The sequence below is a fragment of the Magnetococcus sp. PR-3 genome, from assembly GCF_036689865.1.
Taxonomy (GTDB): Bacteria; Pseudomonadota; Magnetococcia; order Magnetococcales; family Magnetococcaceae; genus Magnetococcus.
The window spans coordinates 35,663-53,871 of sequence record NZ_JBAHUQ010000021.1 but is presented as its reverse complement, the minus strand read 5'-3'; the positions used below and the strand labels follow the sequence as shown (position 1 = coordinate 53,871).

Below are 18,209 nucleotides of genomic sequence, written 5' to 3'. Positions count from 1 at the left end.
CTGTATCGATGACCTTTTCCCGTGGCAAATGGCTTTCTTAGGGCAGAGACCCACATAGCCCCGTGAAGACTTCACAATTTAAGAGCCATAGTGATTTGATCGGATCAGCATCCACTACCGTAGAAGAGATTAGGCCATATCGTACAGAAACCGACAAAGCCCCCTTTTCACTGATCAAAAAAGGGAAGGCACACTCTATTACCGCGGCTCTTCACTACCACCAAACATCCCTCCCTTCATCCTTTCATCCCCCTGCACCTTAAACAAGCCAGCCTTCTCTTGTTCTACAGGCCCCCCAATGTGGCATCTTATGCTTTAGAGCCCAAATGAACAGACGCCTCCCCCTCTGCCTATAGAGCAACAACCAGAGATCTTTGACAGGTGAACACGTCTCCGTTGCCGCACAAACCAGAATTGTTTTCCATTCACGAATAGAAAAATTCCGTTTACAGCTGGCAGAAAAGCCCCAGCAAAGCATGTAAAGACAATCCAACCTATATTGTCACCGCCATACATATGCATCTGTAAAATCATTCCTAAAACAGCCCTTTTGCCAGCTCAGGCAGGCCTTTTTATTGCCGCCACACACAAGCTAATAATAATCATTTTCATTAAGCGCTCATGCAAAACTTATCAGCTTGTCCCACACCCTACTCACACAAAAAAACAACTTTTTGTTTTTATTCACTTTCTAACCATTCACCCTCTACTTACCCTAAAAACGAATGATTAATGATTCATCATGGCGCCTTGTTAATCACCATTTATCTCAATTTTTAACCTGCCAAAAAGGCGCTTTTCCTAGCTCTAATCAATTTTTCTGCTAATATTTATATTCTCTTATATATGTTTAAGCGTTTGATTTTATGAGAATCTATTTCATTCACAAAAAAAATACCCCTATTTGTAAAAAAACTGTGACGACTTGACCAAGATCAAATCCAAGACTCTTGCAACTCTGTTAATCAAGGACTACCCTCCTTAATAGGAGTGGGCGCGAGCCCCGATATTTTAAAAGACAAAAAAAGCCGCTAAGTTGAGTCTTAACTCAAGTTACGGCGTATTACCGGTGATCAACCGAAAGTTCGGTTGGCAAATTTGGGCAGATAAGCCATGGGGGAAGTAACGATGAAATATGGGTTAAGACGATTTTGGAGTGTCGTAGCATTTGCGCTACTGCTCTTCACGGTCAGCAATGCTGAAGCAGTACGACCGAATGGACAGCCAGGCAAAGATTGGGGTGGTCCTGAAAATGTCAAGTGCGCCGAGTGCCACTTGAAAGAAAGCCCCGGCCTGTGGGCACAGTGGAATGAAAGTCAGCATGGTCAGAACCATGTCGGCTGTCTTGACTGCCACAAAGCGGCTAAGAGTGATGTTGATGCCTTTGAGCACAAAGGTCAGCTGATCTCCGTTTTGGTTACCCCCAAGGACTGCGCCCAGTGCCACAAAACTGAAGTGGATGAGCAGCAGCGCTCTCACCACGCCAGTGCGGGTAAAATCCTCAACTCCCTAGATAACCTTCTGGGTGAAGTTGTAGGTGGCCCTGCTGCTGTGAACGTTGGCTGCCGCCAGTGCCACGGTTCTGTGGTTAAACTGGACCGCAAAAAGCGTCCAACCACCGACACCTGGCCCAACACCGGTATTGGCCGTATCAACCCCGATGGCAGCCTCGGTTCCTGCACCGCCTGTCATGGTCGTCACAACTTCTCCCGTGCTCAGGCCCGTCATCCTGACACCTGCGGTAAGTGCCACATCGGTCCTGACCATCCGCAGCTGGAAGTATACAATGAGTCCAAGCACGGTATTCTCTTCCGCGCTAACATCAACAAGATGAACATGGGCTCCGACAAGTGGGAAGCTGGCGTTGACTACAGTGCAGCCCCCACCTGCTCCACCTGTCACATGAGTGGCGTTCCTGGCCTGGCCAAGACCCACGATGTTGGTGAGCGTATCTCCTGGAACCTGCGTTCCCCTGTTTCCAACCGTATCAACTTGGTACGTCTGGACAACGGCACCTCCTATGACGTACCTAACGGCAAGCCTTTGCCTAAGGTTGGCGACATGGTCAAGAACCGTGGCGGCAAAGTCATCGAGGTCATCGAGTCTGATGAGCGTCGTGAGCGTATGCAGGAAGTCTGCTTCGCCTGTCACGGTGAGCGCATTGTTGAAGGTCACTACAAGCAGCTGGATGACTTCGTTGAGCTCTACAACGAGAAGTTTGCCAAGCCTGTTAAAGCCATCATTGGTGATCTGAAAAAAGCTGGTAAAATCACCAAGTCTCCCTTCGACGACAAGATCGAGTGGATCTGGTGGGAAATTTGGCATCACGAAGGTCGTGTAGCTCGCCATGGTGCATCCATGATGGGTCCCGACTATGCTTGGTGGCACGGTCTGTACGAAGTGGCTAAGCACACCTACTTCAAGTTCATTCCTGAGCTGAAGAAGGTTGTTGGTGAGAAAGAAGCTAAGAAACTGCTTGAGAAGCACTTCAAGCCCATCGCAGGTCATGACTGGTACTTCAACGGCATGAACAAAGATGCGCTGAAGAAAATCAACAAAGAGTATGAAAAGCGTTACGGCAAAGGTTCTATGTAAGTTTGAACCGTCAGTTATGCGCACACGGGGCGGTCCTTCGGGACCGCCCTTTTTTTATCATTTTAATATGGGTGTGGGGGTCGCTTGACAGGGCTCTGTGACTGGCACAAAATATCTCATCTAAAAATCATTGCCCGGCGCAACGGGCAGGTCTCTCCATGGAAGGACACAAACAATGGCCACCTTTAAGAATCACGATTTTTCCTGGTTTGCCGAGCGTGAGTTCGCCCCTGGAGATGAAGGTAAACAAGCCAACCATAACATGCTGCTTTATCACTTGGTCAAAGCGCAGGACAACCCCACCGTATTGGAGTGTGGTACCGCTGGGGGGGTCTCTACCTGTGTGCTGTTAACCGCGTGTGAAGAGCAAAGCGGACGCCTCTGTTCTTTGGATATTGATGACTGTTCGGATGTTGCTACCTCAGAACATTGGCAGTTTATTCAAAGTGACGACCGAGATTTTGATCACATTACAGCTCAAGCCCCTTATCTTAAAGAGGGCATTGATGTGCTCTATCTGGATAGTGTGCATACCCGCGCACATGTGTGGAAGTTGCTTCAGGCCTGGTACCCCTTGGTTAAAGAGGGGGGCTATATCGCCTTTGATGATGTTGACAACACCACCTACCGCAAGGGTGGGCGTACGCCCCATCATGAACGGTGTTTGGCGTTTGGGGATATGGCAGAGATGATCAAAGAGTTCTATTTTGCCAATTTAGATGATCTGTTCATGGCCTATCACTATGGGATTAGCGGTCGAGCTATTATGAAAAAATTAACGCCCATAGGCAGCCAACCCAAACCACCCATGGTGACCGAAGATTGGCCCAACCCACCGGGGATCTCCGAATCAGCCCGCAACCTAATGTCTGCCATCACACGCTATATCCGGGTTAATCTTTTACCCTAAGTCGAGTTTGCCCCCAGGCGCTTACAGCCCCACACCGGGCAAACTTATGAGGCTTTACCCCCCAGACGTCCATTCACCCGATAGACATAAGCCAGCACCTCTGCCACAGCTTGATAAAGCTGTGGCGGAACTTCATTACCAATGGGTACTTTTTCCAGCACGTGGACCAGGTCAGGATCTTCCATCAATGGTACCTCATGCTCTTTGGCACGCTTAAGAATGGTCTCTGCCAGTCGACCACGCCCCGTGGCCGTCACCCGTGGTGAGCTGTCCTTACCTTGTCGGTAGCGGAGTGCGACAGCCCGTTTATGCATAAATTGGTTATTTCCATCCTTGGCGTCGGCCATGTTCCCTACCCTTCCGCCTGGAAACCAGTATTCCCGGATTGATCCAACCCAAGCGCGTGTGCCCGCTCAGCACTAATTTGTGCGGCACTTAGTTTGGCTAACTCTAATGCCTGAAGCGGCAATCCGGCCTCATTCATACTTTGCCGTAACGTACGAACTTCTCGCCTTAGCGCCGCCAGAGCCGCTTCATCTTCAGCCCGCAGGTTGACCCCAACATACCCTTCACGAGATTGAATATTGGCCTGAACCATACCCAGCTCGGTCATATTAAGGGAGAGCAATACTGAGGTTGTATCCTCCTCTTCCCCACCCTGCTTGGCCTTTTCACGTCGAATGATGGCTTCACCCAGCCCCCCTTCATCCAACCAAAAAATACGATAGCCAAGTATGGCGCTGTTAGGGTCCATTTGTGGGGTACGGGGAAGCAGATCTTGCATGGCCAGCATATCTCCAACACGGCCCAAGGCATTTCGGACCGACGCCGCCTCGCCATCCATTCGAACATCGGCTCCACGTATACCATCGGCTGCCTGGCGTAAATTACGAATCGCCTCTGTCAGCTCCTGTTTACTACCACCCTCTAACAACCGAGCAAGGGTTGCGGGGTCCCCTTTAACCAAGCTTTGCAAAGAGACATTGGTTAAGTTGCTTTGCAGGGTCTGGGCAAGGGTTTGACCATTGGCCAGTGTTAACCCCCCTTTACTGCCACCCACTAAAAACGCAGCTTTTCCCCCTTTAAGTAAACCAGCCCCCTCCAAAAGCTTGGCAAACAGCTCAGGACCACGGGCAAGACTTTGCTGCCCCTCAAAGGCCAGCTTGCCCGCTTGTGCACTTTCACTATTCACCATTTTAAAGGTCGGCTGCGGCTCCAGTTTAATCACCTGCATGGCCACCCGTTCACCAGCCTGCACATTTGGGTTACCTTGAAAATTCATGGTGGAGCCGTTACTTAAACGGATGGTTCCTTGCCCATTTTGATTCATGGTCTGGATACGGCCCGACAGGGTATCACCCACCGCCAATGAAAGCTGGGCTGAACCAGTGGAACCCGAAGCAGGACCGGTTATGGTAACAAAGCTTTGTACCGGTGCGACCATGATCACTCCTTAAACAAAAACACAGCCTGATGATACATTTAACCACCCCCATACTGGGCATGCATCATCTGACAACCCCCTACCCACAGACCTAACAGGTAAAACCACACACTTGTACACATCGCCAGCCATGGAAAACGGTGTGATTGACCCCAAACGACAAAACGCCACGACCCCAGGCCGTAGCGTTTTTTTTTCAAATCCCGCAAACGGGTCTGTGTCGTTAAGCGTACCTTATCCAACCTCACGATTGGCTTGGGCACCTGATAAACGCTTAAGAAGGCTAACCTCCTCAACCGTTAATCCTGTCTCTTCAATGACACGCTCTTCATCCACACCGTTGGAGAGCAACAACTTGGCCTCACGGTATGCATCCGGTTTAGCGCTAGCAGGTTGTGCCGCCGTAGAGGCTTCCACCTGTGTGGGCATACCACGGTCTAGATAACGCAGCTCTTTTTGCAGATCTTCCATACCAGATTGAACCTGATCGGGCAAACCTTCAACCGTACGTAAAATACGGTCCTCTACCCCAGCCAGCTCCTCCAGAATAATCTCTGTCTGCTCACGGTTTTCTGCAACAACCACGGAAGGATCCACCCCGACCGGTGCTGGCACGGGGTCTTCCATCATTACTTCGGTTTCAACCAGCGCCATATCTTCATCATCCAGCGCCGGGCCTACCGCCCGCAGATCACCACGTAGCTGCTTGAGCTGGCTGAATATCAATACCATGCCCATGTACAGGATGGCAAAACAGACAACAACAAGTAGGTTCCAAAGGCTCATAGCCGTTCATCCCTGAAGCTCGCAACGCCGGATTTTTCAACCTAAACGCTGCATGGATACCCATACCACCACATCTCTAATCGCATTCCTTGCGATTTTTGCTGTGGTTGTTCATCCCAACTCACTTAACCCACCATTAACCGGGTTCAACCATTGGGACGATTAAGAAACCGCTTAATGCGTGCACGCATGCGTAAAGCCGCTTTGCTATGCAACTGTGAAATACGAGATTCTGTTAATCCCAGCACTTCACCAATCTCATTCATGGTTAACTCCTCAAAGTAATAGAGGGTCACCACTAAACGCTCTTTTTCAGGCAAACTGTCAATGGCGTCAGCCATAGCATGGCGCAACTCCATTAATCCAATGGCCTCTACAGGATCCTGGACCGATGGATCCGCCAACACTTCGAGCACATCCCACTCTTCATCATCACTATTGGGACGAATATCTTCGAAGGAGACAATGGAGATGCCACGAACCTGATCAATCTGTTCATGAAACGTCTGGATGGTGATGCCCAGATGATCTGCGACTTCAACATCCTCAGCAGGTCGGCCAAACTTGGCCTCTAACTGATTGTAGGCTTCCTGAATTTGCGAGGCATTTTGTCGCAGCTGACGCGGCACCCAATCGATGGCCCGCAATTCATCAAGAATGGCGCCTCGAATACGGAACTCCGCGTAGGTCTGGAATTTAATGCCACGATCGGGATCAAACTTGGAGACCGCATCGATTAATCCCATCACCCCTACTTGGTAGAGATCATCCAGATCAACCGACTGAGGCAGTTTCATGGAGATACGACCCGCCACATAACGCACCAAAGGTGCGTATTTGAGGATGATCTCCTCCCGCGTCAGGCTTTTCCACAGCTCAGCTGAGCTGGTTGCCTCGCTAACATCCGGTTTATGCATGTTCATGATGGACATGGCTCAAGAGCTTTCCGGCTCGGAGGTTGATGGGGAATCCTCTTCATCGAGCAGCCGCCCCCAGAAAAAGGTCGCTCGGCCTTCGTTATCCCGTTCTTGACGCTGCCATGCATCCACCATCCATTGGGAGAGTCGATTAAAGGCAACTGAAGCCTCTGCTTCAGGATAAGCCAGCGAAACCAGCTGCTGCTCCCGCACCGCACGTTGCAACAGATCATCCTTAGGGATAAACCCGGCAAATTGCAGCCCGATATTAAGAAAACGACTGGAGACATCAGAGATGGCTTTATAGACCTGCTTGGCCTCTTTAGCCCCACTAACCTGATTAACCACCAGTTCAAAATTATTCAGGCGATGATTTTTATACATCACCTTCATCAAAGCATACGCATCTGTAATGGAAGCAGGGTCAGGCGTTGCAACCACCACAATCTTCTCAACAGATAAAATGAAGTAGCGTACGTTGGGTGAGATACCAGCCCCGGTATCGACAATCACCACATCGATATCTGCATTCCAATTATCCAGATGATCCAGTAACGAAGCCCGCTGCTCTTCGGTGAGATCAGAGAGCTCTGCCACACCGCTCGCGGCCGGAAGGATAAAGACCCCTGCAGGTCCCTCCACCACCACATCATCCAGTGTTTTATGGCCTGAGAGCACATCTGCCATGTTGTATTTAGGGGTTACCCCCAGCACAACATCAATATTAGCCAGCCCCAGGTCGGCATCAATAATCAACACCTTCAAGCCGCGTTGGGCAAACTGTACCGCCAAGTTAACCGACACAAGGGTCTTACCCACACCGCCCTTACCACTGGTTACAGCCAGGGTATAAGGAACCTTACGGCGTGCACGATCTCCTGTCGGGGTCAATGGCTGGGACGGTCGTGGCGCATCACCGCGGCTCTCAGCATCACGCTGCTTCTGAGCCTGCTCGGTCAACTCGCGCAGTCTAGCCGCCTGGTTGTCCATGTCGTCGATCATAATCCCTTTGCCTTCACACCTTGGCACCGGTTGCCCGGATCCCATCCATGGTCCCACTCACACCTAATGTGGAGTGATCACAGATATTCTATTCACAAAACATGCCGAAATGGTTGATCAGCAGTCATTCTGCTTAAATCATCTCCTCACCGGGCTCTCCGTCACGCTGCTCAAACCACTTAGTCAGCACTTCAGGCGTAAACCAGCCCAGATTTTCCGGCACACGCTGCCCATCGGCATACATGGTTAATGGCAAGCGTGCACGCAACCCCACATTCAACAAATTACCAAAGGTGACGGTCTCATCCAGCTTGGTAAAGACCAACCCAGTGGGGTTGAGGGTAGAAAAGCGTCGGAAAACCGCCTGTTGTTCAGTCTCTCTGACGTTAGCCGCCATACACAACAAGGTTTCACGATCCTCACCCATAACCGGCAACAAAGATCCCGTCGAGTTAACCTGACGACGGTTGTAGGGAGAGGAACCCACAGTATCCACAAGAATGTAGTCACAGCGGTTAAGCGCATGCATACCTGCTTTAACCTCTGACAGTGAACGGGCCACCACCAAACGTACCTGCAGCAGCTTGGCGTAGGTCTCGAGCTGTGCCACAGCGCCAACCCGGAACGTATCCAGGGTAATCATCCCCACGGAACGCCGACGGTTTAGCAGAAGATCCGCCGCAATCTTAGCCAGGGTTGTGGTCTTACCAACCCCTGTGGGTCCAACCAGCACAATGACCCGCGCGGTACCTTCCAAAGGATCCCTAAATTTCAGATATTTTTTAAGCGATCCCTCAAAGCCACCCCGCTCATTACGTGCGCTTACCGCCAGCTTACGGGCAATGGGCTCTTCGGTGCCGTGCATAATCAGCCAGGAGTAGAGCTTACGCCCCTCGCCATCCAGCTGTTGGATCTCACTATCCATGGGGCCTGGCAATCCAGAAACCCGAGCTTCCAGCGTTGCCAATGAGGAGCGGATGGTGGAAAGATCAGAAGCCAGATTTTTTGCCCCCCCTGCCGCCCGCATACTGGCCCGGCTACCCACACGACCTCGGGGCGCCTCCTCCTCAGCTTCACGCTGGGGTGGTGCTTCAGGTACACGACTACGAACAGGCGCTTCACGCTCTGGGACCGGCTGAGGCTTAGCCTCTCGCGCCGCAGCACGTTCCGAAGGACGACTGCGTGTTGGCGCGGCATCCTCTGTCACCACTGCTGAGAAACCACCCCGCCTGGGTGCAGCCTCCCGCGCAGGGGCACGACTTGGGGTCGCCGCTGGCTCTTCACTGGGCGGATTTGCTTCCTCAATCGCTTGAGCCACCGCCGCAGGACACGCTTTTACCTCAATGACGCTTCGACCGGTAGGGGCCCCGCCTGCACTCTTCTCCCGCACACTGCGGGTTGAGAGAATCACGGCGTCGGCACCCATCTCCTCCTTGACGATCTTCAGCGCTTCGCGCATGTCTTGAGCTTGAAAGGTACGGATTTTCATGGGCGTTTTTTCCTTTTACCCGTAACCCGGTCTGGGCACGGCACTCCCAACGAGGCCTTCCTTGGCCTTATTACCTAACTCAGTTACGACAGATGGACGTTGCCCAAACTGTTAACCGATACATTGGCGGGAATCTCATTTTGAGACAGCACCACCAGATGGGGAAGAACCCCCTCCAAAGCCTGCTTAACAAATGGACGGGCTCTGGAGCCGGTAATCAATACCGGCTGTACCACCACCGTCGCTGCTTTTTCTACTTCATCCCGAACCCGGGTCAACAACTGCTGAGCCGCCCTAGGGGATAGGGAGAGATAAGATCCATAATCCCCATCCACAATGGCCTCGGCAACCAGGTTCTCTGCATCTGGCCCTAAGACCAACGCCGTCAATGCACCATTCTCATCGAGATAACGTCTCACAATGGAACGGGAGAGTGACTGGCGAACCAGCTCCACCAACTGCTGTGGCTGTTTAATAATCTTACCGTAATCGGCCAAAGTCTCCAGGATAGTCCCCATATCACGAATGGAAACACGCTCTCTGAGCAGACCTTGGAGAACTTTTTGGACATCCCCCAAATTGACCACATTGGGGATCAGCTCTTCCACCAGCTTAGGCTGATTTTTTGCCACCAGATCCAGCAAGTTTTGAACTTCCTGGCGGGTCAACATTTCATGGGCATGGTTATGCACCATTTCGGTGATATGGGTTGCCAGCACGGTAGAAGCATCCACCACCGTATACCCCAACATCTCCGCCCGCTCTCGCTCACCAACCATAATCCACTGGGCAGGCAGACCAAACGCGGGCTCCACAGTGGGTATACCAGCAACCTGCCCGGTGACATCCCCGCCCTCCATCGCCAGGAAGCTACCTGGACGGAGTTCACCCTGGCCGACCTCAACACCTTTAACCAGATAGCTGTACTCACCCGGCTTAAGCTGAAGATTATCCTTAATATGAATGGGTGGAACCACAAAGCCCATATCCTGAGCAAACTGTCGACGGATAGAACGGATCTTATCCAACAGGTCGCCTTGCTGACTCTCATCCACCAGCGAAATCAGACCATAACCGACATCCAAACGAAGCAGGTCCAGCGCCAGATAACTTTCAATGGGCTCTTCAGCTTCGGCTTCAGCTTCGGCCTCTTCCATAGCTTGCTGCTGAACCTGGCCATCTTTTTGTTCAGCCCGACGGAACAGGTACCAAGACCAGACCCCAAGACCAATGGCCAACAAGCCAAAGGAAACGGTGGGCATGCCGGGAATAATCGCCAACAGACCCAGAACCACCGCACTCATCAAGATAACACGGGGTTGAGCGGTCATCTGCTGACCAACATGATCCGCCATGTTGGAGTCGCCAGATGCGCGGGTTACCAAGAAACCAGCCCCTGCGGAGATAACCAATGTAGGAATCTGCGCCACCAATCCGTCGCCAACCGTCAAAATTGTATAGACCTGGGCAGATTGGGCGGCTGTCATATCCTGCTGAGCCACACCGATGATGAAGCCCGCAACAATGTTGATCAGGGTAATCAGAATACCGGCGATTGCGTCACCACGAACAAATTTGGACGCACCATCCATGGCCCCGAAAAACTCAGATTCCTGCTCAATCTCACTACGACGACGGCGCGCTTCCTCTTCCGTAACCAAGCCGGAGTTGAGGTCTGCATCAATGGCCATCTGTTTACCAGGCATTTTATCCAAGGTGAATCGGGCGGCAACTTCCGCGATACGACCCGCACCTTTGGTGATCACGATGAAGTTAATGATAACCAGGATGGAGAAGATGATCACACCCACCACATAGTTACCACCGACAACAAACTGACCAAACGATCGGATCACCTCACCCGCCGCACCTTCACCCTCACCGCCATGTAAAAGAATCAAGCGGGTTGTGGCAATATTCAGCGCCAAGCGAAACATAGTCGCAAGCAGCAGAACACTCGGAAAAGACGAGAAATCCAATGGTTTATGAATATAGATCGTGGTAAGCAGAATCACGATAGCTATGGCAATATTGATGGACAAAAAGAGGTCCAGCATCTCCGATGGCAGCGGGATAATCATCACCGCCATCACCAGAATGACGCCCACAGCCATGTAGAGGTCACTGAATTTTTTCAGTGACAAGCCCTGTATGTTGAGCGGTAAACCGATGGCAGCCAAAGGGAATCTCCTGTTTCCTTTAATCTCAATCCTTGAGTATTGCGACCCTTGCCCCCTTGAGGACAAGATCCGGCACCAAGAGACAAGCAACATTCCTGCCAAGAAAAGCCACAATCCGGCATTTTTTACCTAGCAGAGGGATACTCTTGCCGGGTTCCAAGCAAAGCTCAGACCTAAACGCAACCCTCATGGTGCTTTCCTCCACACAGTGGCATACTCAAGCGACGCTTACCCACACCAGGAGCCCATAAGACCATGCGCATATGCCTGTTTGCTTTAATGACCCTAACCTTCGCATCCCCTGTTTGGGCAGACGACCTTGGGCGTCGCCTGGAACTTGCTCAGGATGTTGTTATTCTGCGGGATACAGGCGGGCTGGTAAAAAAAGTGGTGAAAAAGCGTAACAGCGCGTACCTAAAATCACAAAAACGGGTCCAGCGGGATCTGCTGGCACGCAACCCCAAACTCAAACCCAAAGTCGCCAAAGCTCTGGCTAAAAAATATGCCCAGATCCTTAAAGAGGAGGAACTGGGCAGCGCACCGGAAGTGGAAAAAAGGGCTGCGGCCATTTACGCCAAAGAGTACAGCCGGGGCGAGCTCAAGCAGATCAAACGCTTCTTCAGCAGCAGTGTTGGTCGTAAGTTCATGTTACTTAACAGCCAACATCTGGATAAAGCGATTCTCGGCAGTTTTGCTGGTGCAAAAAAGCGGGCCAATAAACGATTTGTCGCCTTACAGAAACGGCTTATTGAAAAAGCCCGTCGCAACAAGCGACCAACCACCCAAACTCAAGAGTATGAGATGTAAAACGGGTTGCCGGGCATCCTTGCTTGCACCTTGCCAGCCTTGGCTGGATCTTTCCAAGTATGGACGCTACACTCTCACCTCAGTTTTTGACGCGTTTTTCTAGCGATCCAAGCAAGGGCTCCATGTCTTTCACCTCCTGGCACTATTTTTTACTGCTTTTTTCCACGCTGTTTCTGTTCCATCGCGTACGCCACGGGCAGACCCGTATGGGACTCATTGTGGCTGCGAGCTATCTCTTTTATGGCGTATGGGATGTTCGTTTTCTGGCGCTCATCCTCACCTCCACCGTCATTGACTACATCACAGGAGCGGGACTGGATGGCCGCATGCTTAAACGTGGCCACCCCTATCTGCTGAGCACCTTGCCCGCACTCTGGCTGGGCGGTTGCTGGCTAGCTGGCTTACCTGGGGTTGAAACAGCACTGCTTGGCGCACTGGCCCTGATACCCACCCTGCCTGTCATCAGCCAATGGCTGTTGGGACAGGATGAACAGAAACGTAAGCGCGGCTTCCTCCTCCTGAGTATTGGCGCCAACCTGACCCTGTTGGGCTTTTTTAAATACTTCAACTTTTTCATTGGCTCAGCTCAAGAGCTGCTCGCTACGGTCGGACTGGGGGGCAACCTTTGGAGCTTGGAGATCCTGCTACCCGTTGGCATCTCCTTCTATACCTTTCAGTCCCTCTCCTACACCATTGATATCTATCGGGGCCAAACCCGCCCTGTTGAGAGCTTCAGCCACTTCGCCGCTTACGTCGCCTTTTTCCCGCAGCTGGTCGCTGGCCCCATTGAGCGTAGTCACCATCTCTTGCCCCAGCTAAAAAACCCAGAAAAGGTCACCCCTAATCTGGTACATGAAGCGCTGCGGTTGATGCTGGTGGGTTATTTTATGAAGGTCTTTGTGGCCGATAACTGCGCCATTATTGCCAACCATGTTTTTGAAAGCGGTGCCCCCCTGAACGCCCCCTGGGCCATCTTGGGGGTCATTGCCTTTGCCTTCCAGATCTACGGGGATTTTGCCGGCTATAGCAACATTGCCCGAGGTTCAGCCCTACTCTTTGGCATCCGCCTAAGCCAGAACTTTGCGTTCCCCTATTTGGCCCGTACCCCTTCAGAGTTTTGGCGGCGCTGGCACATTACGCTCTCGACCTGGATTCGGGATTATATCTATATCCCCCTAGGAGGTAGCCGAGAGAGCCAAGGGCACACCCTGCGCAACCTGGGTATTACCATGTTTTTGGCGGGCCTATGGCATGGCGCTGCATGGCACTTTGTTTTATGGGGGATCTATCACGGTGGGCTTTTGGTGCTCTACCGTCTTGTCACCCCCTTGGCCAAACTAAAAGATCATGCCCACCACCATGGCTGGGCAGTTAATCTATCGGCCTGGGCCTTAATGTTCCTCTTCACCCTATTGGGTTGGGCGCTGTTCCGGGCAGAGGACCTTGCTGGGTTTGGCGTCTGGTTTATGGCGCTGGGCAACTGGAACACGGCAGGCATTATGGAGGTCGCAGGTGCCACCAAGTGGGTTTTGGCACACATCATCCCCCTGTTGGCCCTCCAGGCTCTGACCTATAAACAGCCTGATGAGAGCCACCTTGGTACGCTTTCAACACCCCTAAGAGGCCTGACCTATCTGCTGCTCTTTCTGTTTATTGCCACCTCCACCAAACTGGAAGTCGAGTTTATTTATTTCCAGTTTTAATGGTGATGTGGTTGTTTTACATCCCATTGTAAACGCATGATCAACACCATTGACGTGCAAGACCCAACGCTTTGAACGCTAGGCCTAGACATGGACACCAAAAAACTAAGCCCTAAAGGGCAACAGCTTATTGAGCTCTATACACAAATGGCCAAAGAGGGCTATGAGCGTGAAGATGGCGAGCGAGAAGATGTCGCCTTTAGCTACTTTGAACTCAGAGCTTACCGTACGCATATGGCCCCACTCTTTAAAGAACAGGGGATCCGCTCTGTTTTGGATTATGGATGTGGGGGGTCGGATTGGACACAAAAGAACTTTCACCCAGAGACAGGTCAGTGTGCGCAAGACTATTTTGGTTTGGACGTGGTTAATCGCTACGAGCCGGCCAGAGCTCTAGACCAACGTGAAGTGGTGGATGCTGTTCTCTGTTTTGATGTGCTGGAACATATCTTTATCAGTGATATCCCCAACATGTTGCGTGACATCTTCTCCTACGCCCGGAAGTTGGTCATTCTGAATATTGCCCTCTACCCAGCTGCTGCCAAGCTGGCCAATGGCGAGAACGCGCACATTACATTACGAGATCCTCAATGGTGGAAAGGCATGGTTGACGCGATCTCTGTGGAGTACCCACAGATCCAGGTCTATCTCATCTGTTCCCAAGCTTGGCATAAAAGCATCAATTTCCCCATGTGGCGTGCTGAAGATTGGCAACAGCAAGAGGGCTTTGTGGTAAAGTCATAATCACACGACCTTTATTCCCATAAGCCATACACTTTTGTTCAAACAGGCACGACCAGAGACCGACCTCTATGCCTCAAAATACCCCAACCAAGCTGAACCAAGCCATTGAACTGCTCCAGCAAAACCGTTTGTTTGAAGCCTTGAGCTGTCTGAACCAAATACAACCCCATGGCTACCCAAGCTGGTACTTAATCAAGTCGGACACCCACAAACAGCTCCAGCAGTTTCATGAAGCCCAACAGACCCTGGTCTTAATGCTTGAGCAACACCCCAACCATCCTGAAGCCCTGAATCGGCTGGGCATACTGGCCCGTGAGCAAGAGGATTTCGCTGCAGCAGAACGCTACTTTCAACAAGCTGCCCGGTTACCTGGGGAGGGTTGGACCGCACTCTTAAATCTAAGCAACCTATTAAAAGAGCAAGACAAACTCTTAGAAGCCGAGCAAATCTACACCCATTTTCTGGCTCAACACCCTGATAATGCCCAAGCCAACAGTGGCTATGGGAGCCTTTTATGTGATCTAAGCCGCTATGAAGAGGCGACCTTTTTTCTGAGCAAAGCCCTAAGCCTAGACCCGAACCTGCATGAAGCACGACAAAACATGGGGGTCGCCTTACTTAAACTGCGCCATTTTCAGCAAGCTGAAGAGATCTTACGGGACCTACTCAGACGCGACCCAACCCATGCATTGGGGCATGAGTTCCTAGCCCAAGTTCTTTTGGTTCAAGGTCGTTTGACAGAGGGCTGGGCACTACACAACCGCCTGCGTCACCAGCTAACCCCCTCCCCTTTTGAAGGACACATTCCTATTTGGCAAGGTGAATTTCTGACGGGTAAACATCTGTTGATTGAGAAGGAGCAAGGTGTTGGGGATGAGGTGATGTTTGCCCGACATTTTGAGACTGTATTACAGCAGGCCAGCCAGGTTACCATTGAGGCCGACCCGCGTTTTAAACCCTTGCTTACCCGCAGCTTTGCCCACCATCAGCCCAATATTGTGACCTGGGGAGAGAGCCAAAGCGGTATTAAGATAGACTATCGCATTAAAGCCGGTGTACTGCCGCACCCATTGGGTTGGCAAGGGCAAAAGCCTGAACAGGCAACCCCCTATTTAAAACCCGATCCACGGCAATTAACCCTGTTGCAGGCACGTTATCAGCAACACGCTGCTGGACGCACCATCATCGGCCTATCCTGGTTTACCAAGCGACATGAACATGTCGCCCGTCTTCGCAATATCCCGCTAAGGGAGTTGGTGGGGCCACTTCATGCAGCCTTTGGACAGAAGATCTTCTTAGTCAGTTTACAGTATGGTGATGTTGAAGAGGAGATCAAGGCGGTCAACAGAGAACTCGGCTGCGAGATCTACTTGGATAAAACGGTTGATCCCATCCACTCTTTAGAAGCTTCTTGTGCACAGATCGCCGCCTGTGATCTTGTTCTGTCCATTGATAACAGTACGGTTCACTGCAGCGCCGCCATGGGCACACCGGTATGGATGTTAACCCCATGGTCTCCAGACTGGCGCTGGGGTGTACAGGGGCATCGCAGCTACTGGTACAGGGATATCCAACTCTTCCGCCAAAGCCGTATAGGCCATTGGGGCATGCCCATGCAGAAGGTTCTAAAACAGCTTGGGGAAGTACTGGGGTAACCAACCTTAGCGCCCCAACCAAGTCACACAGGGGTAGCTGTTATCCTACTTTTGTGGATCAAGCGGCTTTAAGCAAACTCGACCAAAAGCCCGAAGCTTTACGGTTCAGCACGCCAAAACTTTTCTGTTGCCAGCTTATAGCGTTGCCAAGCTTCTGGGCCCAGCCAGCTCCGATACACTTTATAGAGCGAGGGCTTTTGTCGATCGGCGTCAATGATACGGTTGACCTTTTTAAGCACAGTTGCGCCCCATGGGGTTTTAGGGCAGCCAACATAAACTTTGGTATAATCGGGCGACTCTTGTATGGGTAATGTGATAATGGGTTCTGCAAAACCCAATTTTGTCGCCATATATTGGGCTTCATAGGCATAACCGATGGTATGGCTTACCCGGCCATACTGCAGCATACGCATTAAACCCTTAAAGATGTCAGAACCCGATGTCTGCGAACTGTTCCGCGTATGGGCATGCTTGGCCACAACACCATCCAACTGCTTACCATAAGAACGCCCCAGAGAGTATCCCAATTTCAGATCTTTCTGCTGCATGAGCGCCACCAGAGAGACCGCACCATGCTTATCCATATAAGGTTTAAACTTTGGGAGCAAGCGCCGGAAAGTAATAACACTATTATGGGGTGAAAGCATGTAGGGCTTTGAAAAGGATACCCGCTCAGCCCTTTCAGGATTTTTAAGCAGTGTCATGGCACAGACCTGTCGCCCAGTCCCAATGGTCTCTACAATACGTTTAAAATTGGCCACCTCTTTTTCATGGCGATAGTTGGGCATCTGAGCTGTAATCTGCCGGGAGATACGGTCCCCCACCCCCTCACCCATTCGGGGACCGCTGGCCACAAAAATGGGCGGAAAATCTGGGTGCATCCAGAGGATCTCATCATTAGATTGGCCGTGAGCAACTGGAATAAGAAACCACCAAATCCCCAGCCACAAATAACGAACTTTCATGATCTATATCCTGCTTTTTAATAGATATCTCTTACCAGCTAACAACCCATAGCAACCTTGCCATCAGTTCTGGTCTCCAATAAGAAAAGCGACTATTCTGTATTCTTTCATAGCTGAGCAAGCGTGCCCAGCATAAATGCTTATGCTCTAGAGCAAAGGGTTGTGATCCGTGTCTTCCAGATATTTGACAACGGTTCTACTGTTATGGATCCTTGTGACCCCACTAAACAGCTGGGCAGCCCCTCCCATGCCCCCCCAGACCCAATGGACCACCATGACACTCTCCCCCTATGGTTTCATCAACCAGCACGGAGAAATTGACGGACTCTTACATGCCATTAATCAACACATTGCCCAACGCGGGGGGTTGCCTAGTCGGTTTGACCTTCAACCCAACACCCGCCTTGTTGAACACCTATTGCGTGATTTAACCGACTGTTCCACTTTTATTCGTAGTGGCTGGAGTGAAGAAAAAACCATACCGGTTGCCGATACCGGCTTAAAAATGCACACCATTATTCTTGCCCGTAAAGGCACCCCCATCAACAGCTATGCGGATGTTCAAAAATTGCGGGTTGCTGTACTACGGGGGTCACGTTTTGGTCATCTTATTGATAATGATCCAGATATGAACCGGATTGAAAGTGATGACTACGCTCAAAGTGCGCGCATGTTAGCGGCAGGCCGGGTAGATGCATTGGTCGGCACCGACATTAGCTTAGCAACCGAACTTCCCGCTTCAGGACTGACGCCAGAGCAGCTGGAAGAGCCACTGACACTTAGCCGCCGCCCCGTATGGGTACACTGTCGTATGAGCATGGATGGAGACCCCCGCATTCCCATCATTGAAAAACAGGCTTCTCTATTGAGAAAATCGGGTATCTTCCAGAAACTTATGATAAAGTACGTCAACGAGCCGCTATTTTCGTGGCTCCATAGACCGGAGTAGGCAACTTCAGGTCACGCACGGATACCATAGAGGGGTATCAGGCTATACCGGCCACGTGCTGAT

At 51.3% G+C, this 18,209-nt stretch carries 15 protein-coding genes; 7 read left to right on the top strand and 8 right to left on the bottom strand.

The annotated features are described in order from the left end of the window. Positions 1–1,113: 1,113 nt before the first annotated feature. Positions 1,114–2,595, top strand: coding sequence for a multiheme c-type cytochrome (locus V5T57_RS12930; RefSeq protein ID WP_332891644.1), 1,482 nt, complete (start codon positions 1,114–1,116; stop codon positions 2,593–2,595). Positions 2,596–2,770: 175 nt separating this feature from the next. After that, complete coding sequence (locus tag V5T57_RS12925; protein WP_332891643.1) at positions 2,771–3,505, top strand: class I SAM-dependent methyltransferase; 735 nt, start codon at positions 2,771–2,773, stop codon at positions 3,503–3,505. A gap of 44 nt (positions 3,506–3,549) precedes the next feature. Here V5T57_RS12925 and V5T57_RS12920 read toward each other — a convergent pair whose 3' ends face one another. The 7 genes from V5T57_RS12920 to flhA all read right to left on the bottom strand — a co-directional run bounded on the left by V5T57_RS12920 (position 3,550) and on the right by flhA (position 11,257). Then, entirely contained in the window at positions 3,550–3,852 is a 303-nt protein-coding gene (locus V5T57_RS12920) for an EscU/YscU/HrcU family type III secretion system export apparatus switch protein (RefSeq protein WP_332891642.1), read from the bottom strand. 5 nt (positions 3,853–3,857) lie between these two features. After that, positions 3,858–4,949, bottom strand: a complete 1,092-nt coding sequence (locus V5T57_RS12915) for a flagellar hook-length control protein FliK (protein ID WP_332891641.1) — start codon at positions 4,947–4,949, stop codon at positions 3,858–3,860. A gap of 234 nt (positions 4,950–5,183) precedes the next feature. Further along, a complete protein-coding gene (locus V5T57_RS12910) occupies positions 5,184–5,735 on the bottom strand; it encodes a hypothetical protein (RefSeq protein WP_332891640.1) in 552 nt (183 codons plus the stop codon). 146 nt (positions 5,736–5,881) lie between these two features. After that, entirely contained in the window at positions 5,882–6,658 is a 777-nt protein-coding gene (locus V5T57_RS12905; protein WP_332891639.1) for a FliA/WhiG family RNA polymerase sigma factor, read from the bottom strand. A 12-nt stretch (positions 6,659–6,670) separates the two neighbouring features. Beyond that, complete coding sequence (locus V5T57_RS12900) at positions 6,671–7,654, bottom strand: MinD/ParA family protein (RefSeq protein ID WP_332891638.1); 984 nt, start codon at positions 7,652–7,654, stop codon at positions 6,671–6,673. Between the two features lie 133 nt (positions 7,655–7,787). After that, positions 7,788–9,143, bottom strand: a complete 1,356-nt coding sequence (gene flhF, locus V5T57_RS12895; RefSeq protein WP_332891637.1) for a flagellar biosynthesis GTPase FlhF — start codon at positions 9,141–9,143, stop codon at positions 7,788–7,790. An 83-nt stretch (positions 9,144–9,226) separates the two neighbouring features. Beyond that, entirely contained in the window at positions 9,227–11,257 is a 2,031-nt protein-coding gene (gene flhA, locus V5T57_RS12890; protein WP_442918213.1) for a flagellar biosynthesis protein FlhA, read from the bottom strand. Positions 11,258–11,578: 321 nt separating this feature from the next. On the opposite strand from flhA, the gene V5T57_RS12885 reads away from it, so the two are divergent. The 4 genes from V5T57_RS12885 to V5T57_RS12870 all read left to right on the top strand — a co-directional run bounded on the left by V5T57_RS12885 (position 11,579) and on the right by V5T57_RS12870 (position 16,232). After that, positions 11,579–12,130 (top strand): DUF2059 domain-containing protein, encoded by a 552-nt coding sequence (locus V5T57_RS12885; protein WP_332891635.1) that lies wholly within the window; start codon positions 11,579–11,581, stop codon positions 12,128–12,130. A 122-nt stretch (positions 12,131–12,252) separates the two neighbouring features. Continuing rightward, positions 12,253–13,833, top strand: coding sequence for an MBOAT family O-acyltransferase (locus V5T57_RS12880; RefSeq protein WP_332891634.1), 1,581 nt, complete (start codon positions 12,253–12,255; stop codon positions 13,831–13,833). Positions 13,834–13,923: 90 nt separating this feature from the next. Further along, positions 13,924–14,577, top strand: a complete 654-nt coding sequence (locus V5T57_RS12875) for a class I SAM-dependent methyltransferase (RefSeq protein ID WP_332891633.1) — start codon at positions 13,924–13,926, stop codon at positions 14,575–14,577. 68 nt (positions 14,578–14,645) lie between these two features. Next, on the top strand, positions 14,646–16,232 hold the full coding sequence (locus tag V5T57_RS12870; protein WP_332891632.1) for a tetratricopeptide repeat protein: 1,587 nt from the start codon (positions 14,646–14,648) through the stop codon (positions 16,230–16,232). Positions 16,233–16,330: 98 nt separating this feature from the next. Here V5T57_RS12870 and V5T57_RS12865 read toward each other — a convergent pair whose 3' ends face one another. Beyond that, positions 16,331–17,197: a TIGR02285 family protein gene (locus V5T57_RS12865; RefSeq protein WP_332891631.1), complete on the bottom strand. Its 867-nt coding sequence runs from the start codon at positions 17,195–17,197 to the stop codon at positions 16,331–16,333. Positions 17,198–17,366: 169 nt separating this feature from the next. Between V5T57_RS12865 and V5T57_RS12860 the strand changes: the two genes are divergently transcribed. Continuing rightward, on the top strand, positions 17,367–18,146 hold the full coding sequence (locus V5T57_RS12860) for a substrate-binding periplasmic protein (protein ID WP_332891630.1): 780 nt from the start codon (positions 17,367–17,369) through the stop codon (positions 18,144–18,146). Positions 18,147–18,209 lie beyond the last annotated feature (63 nt).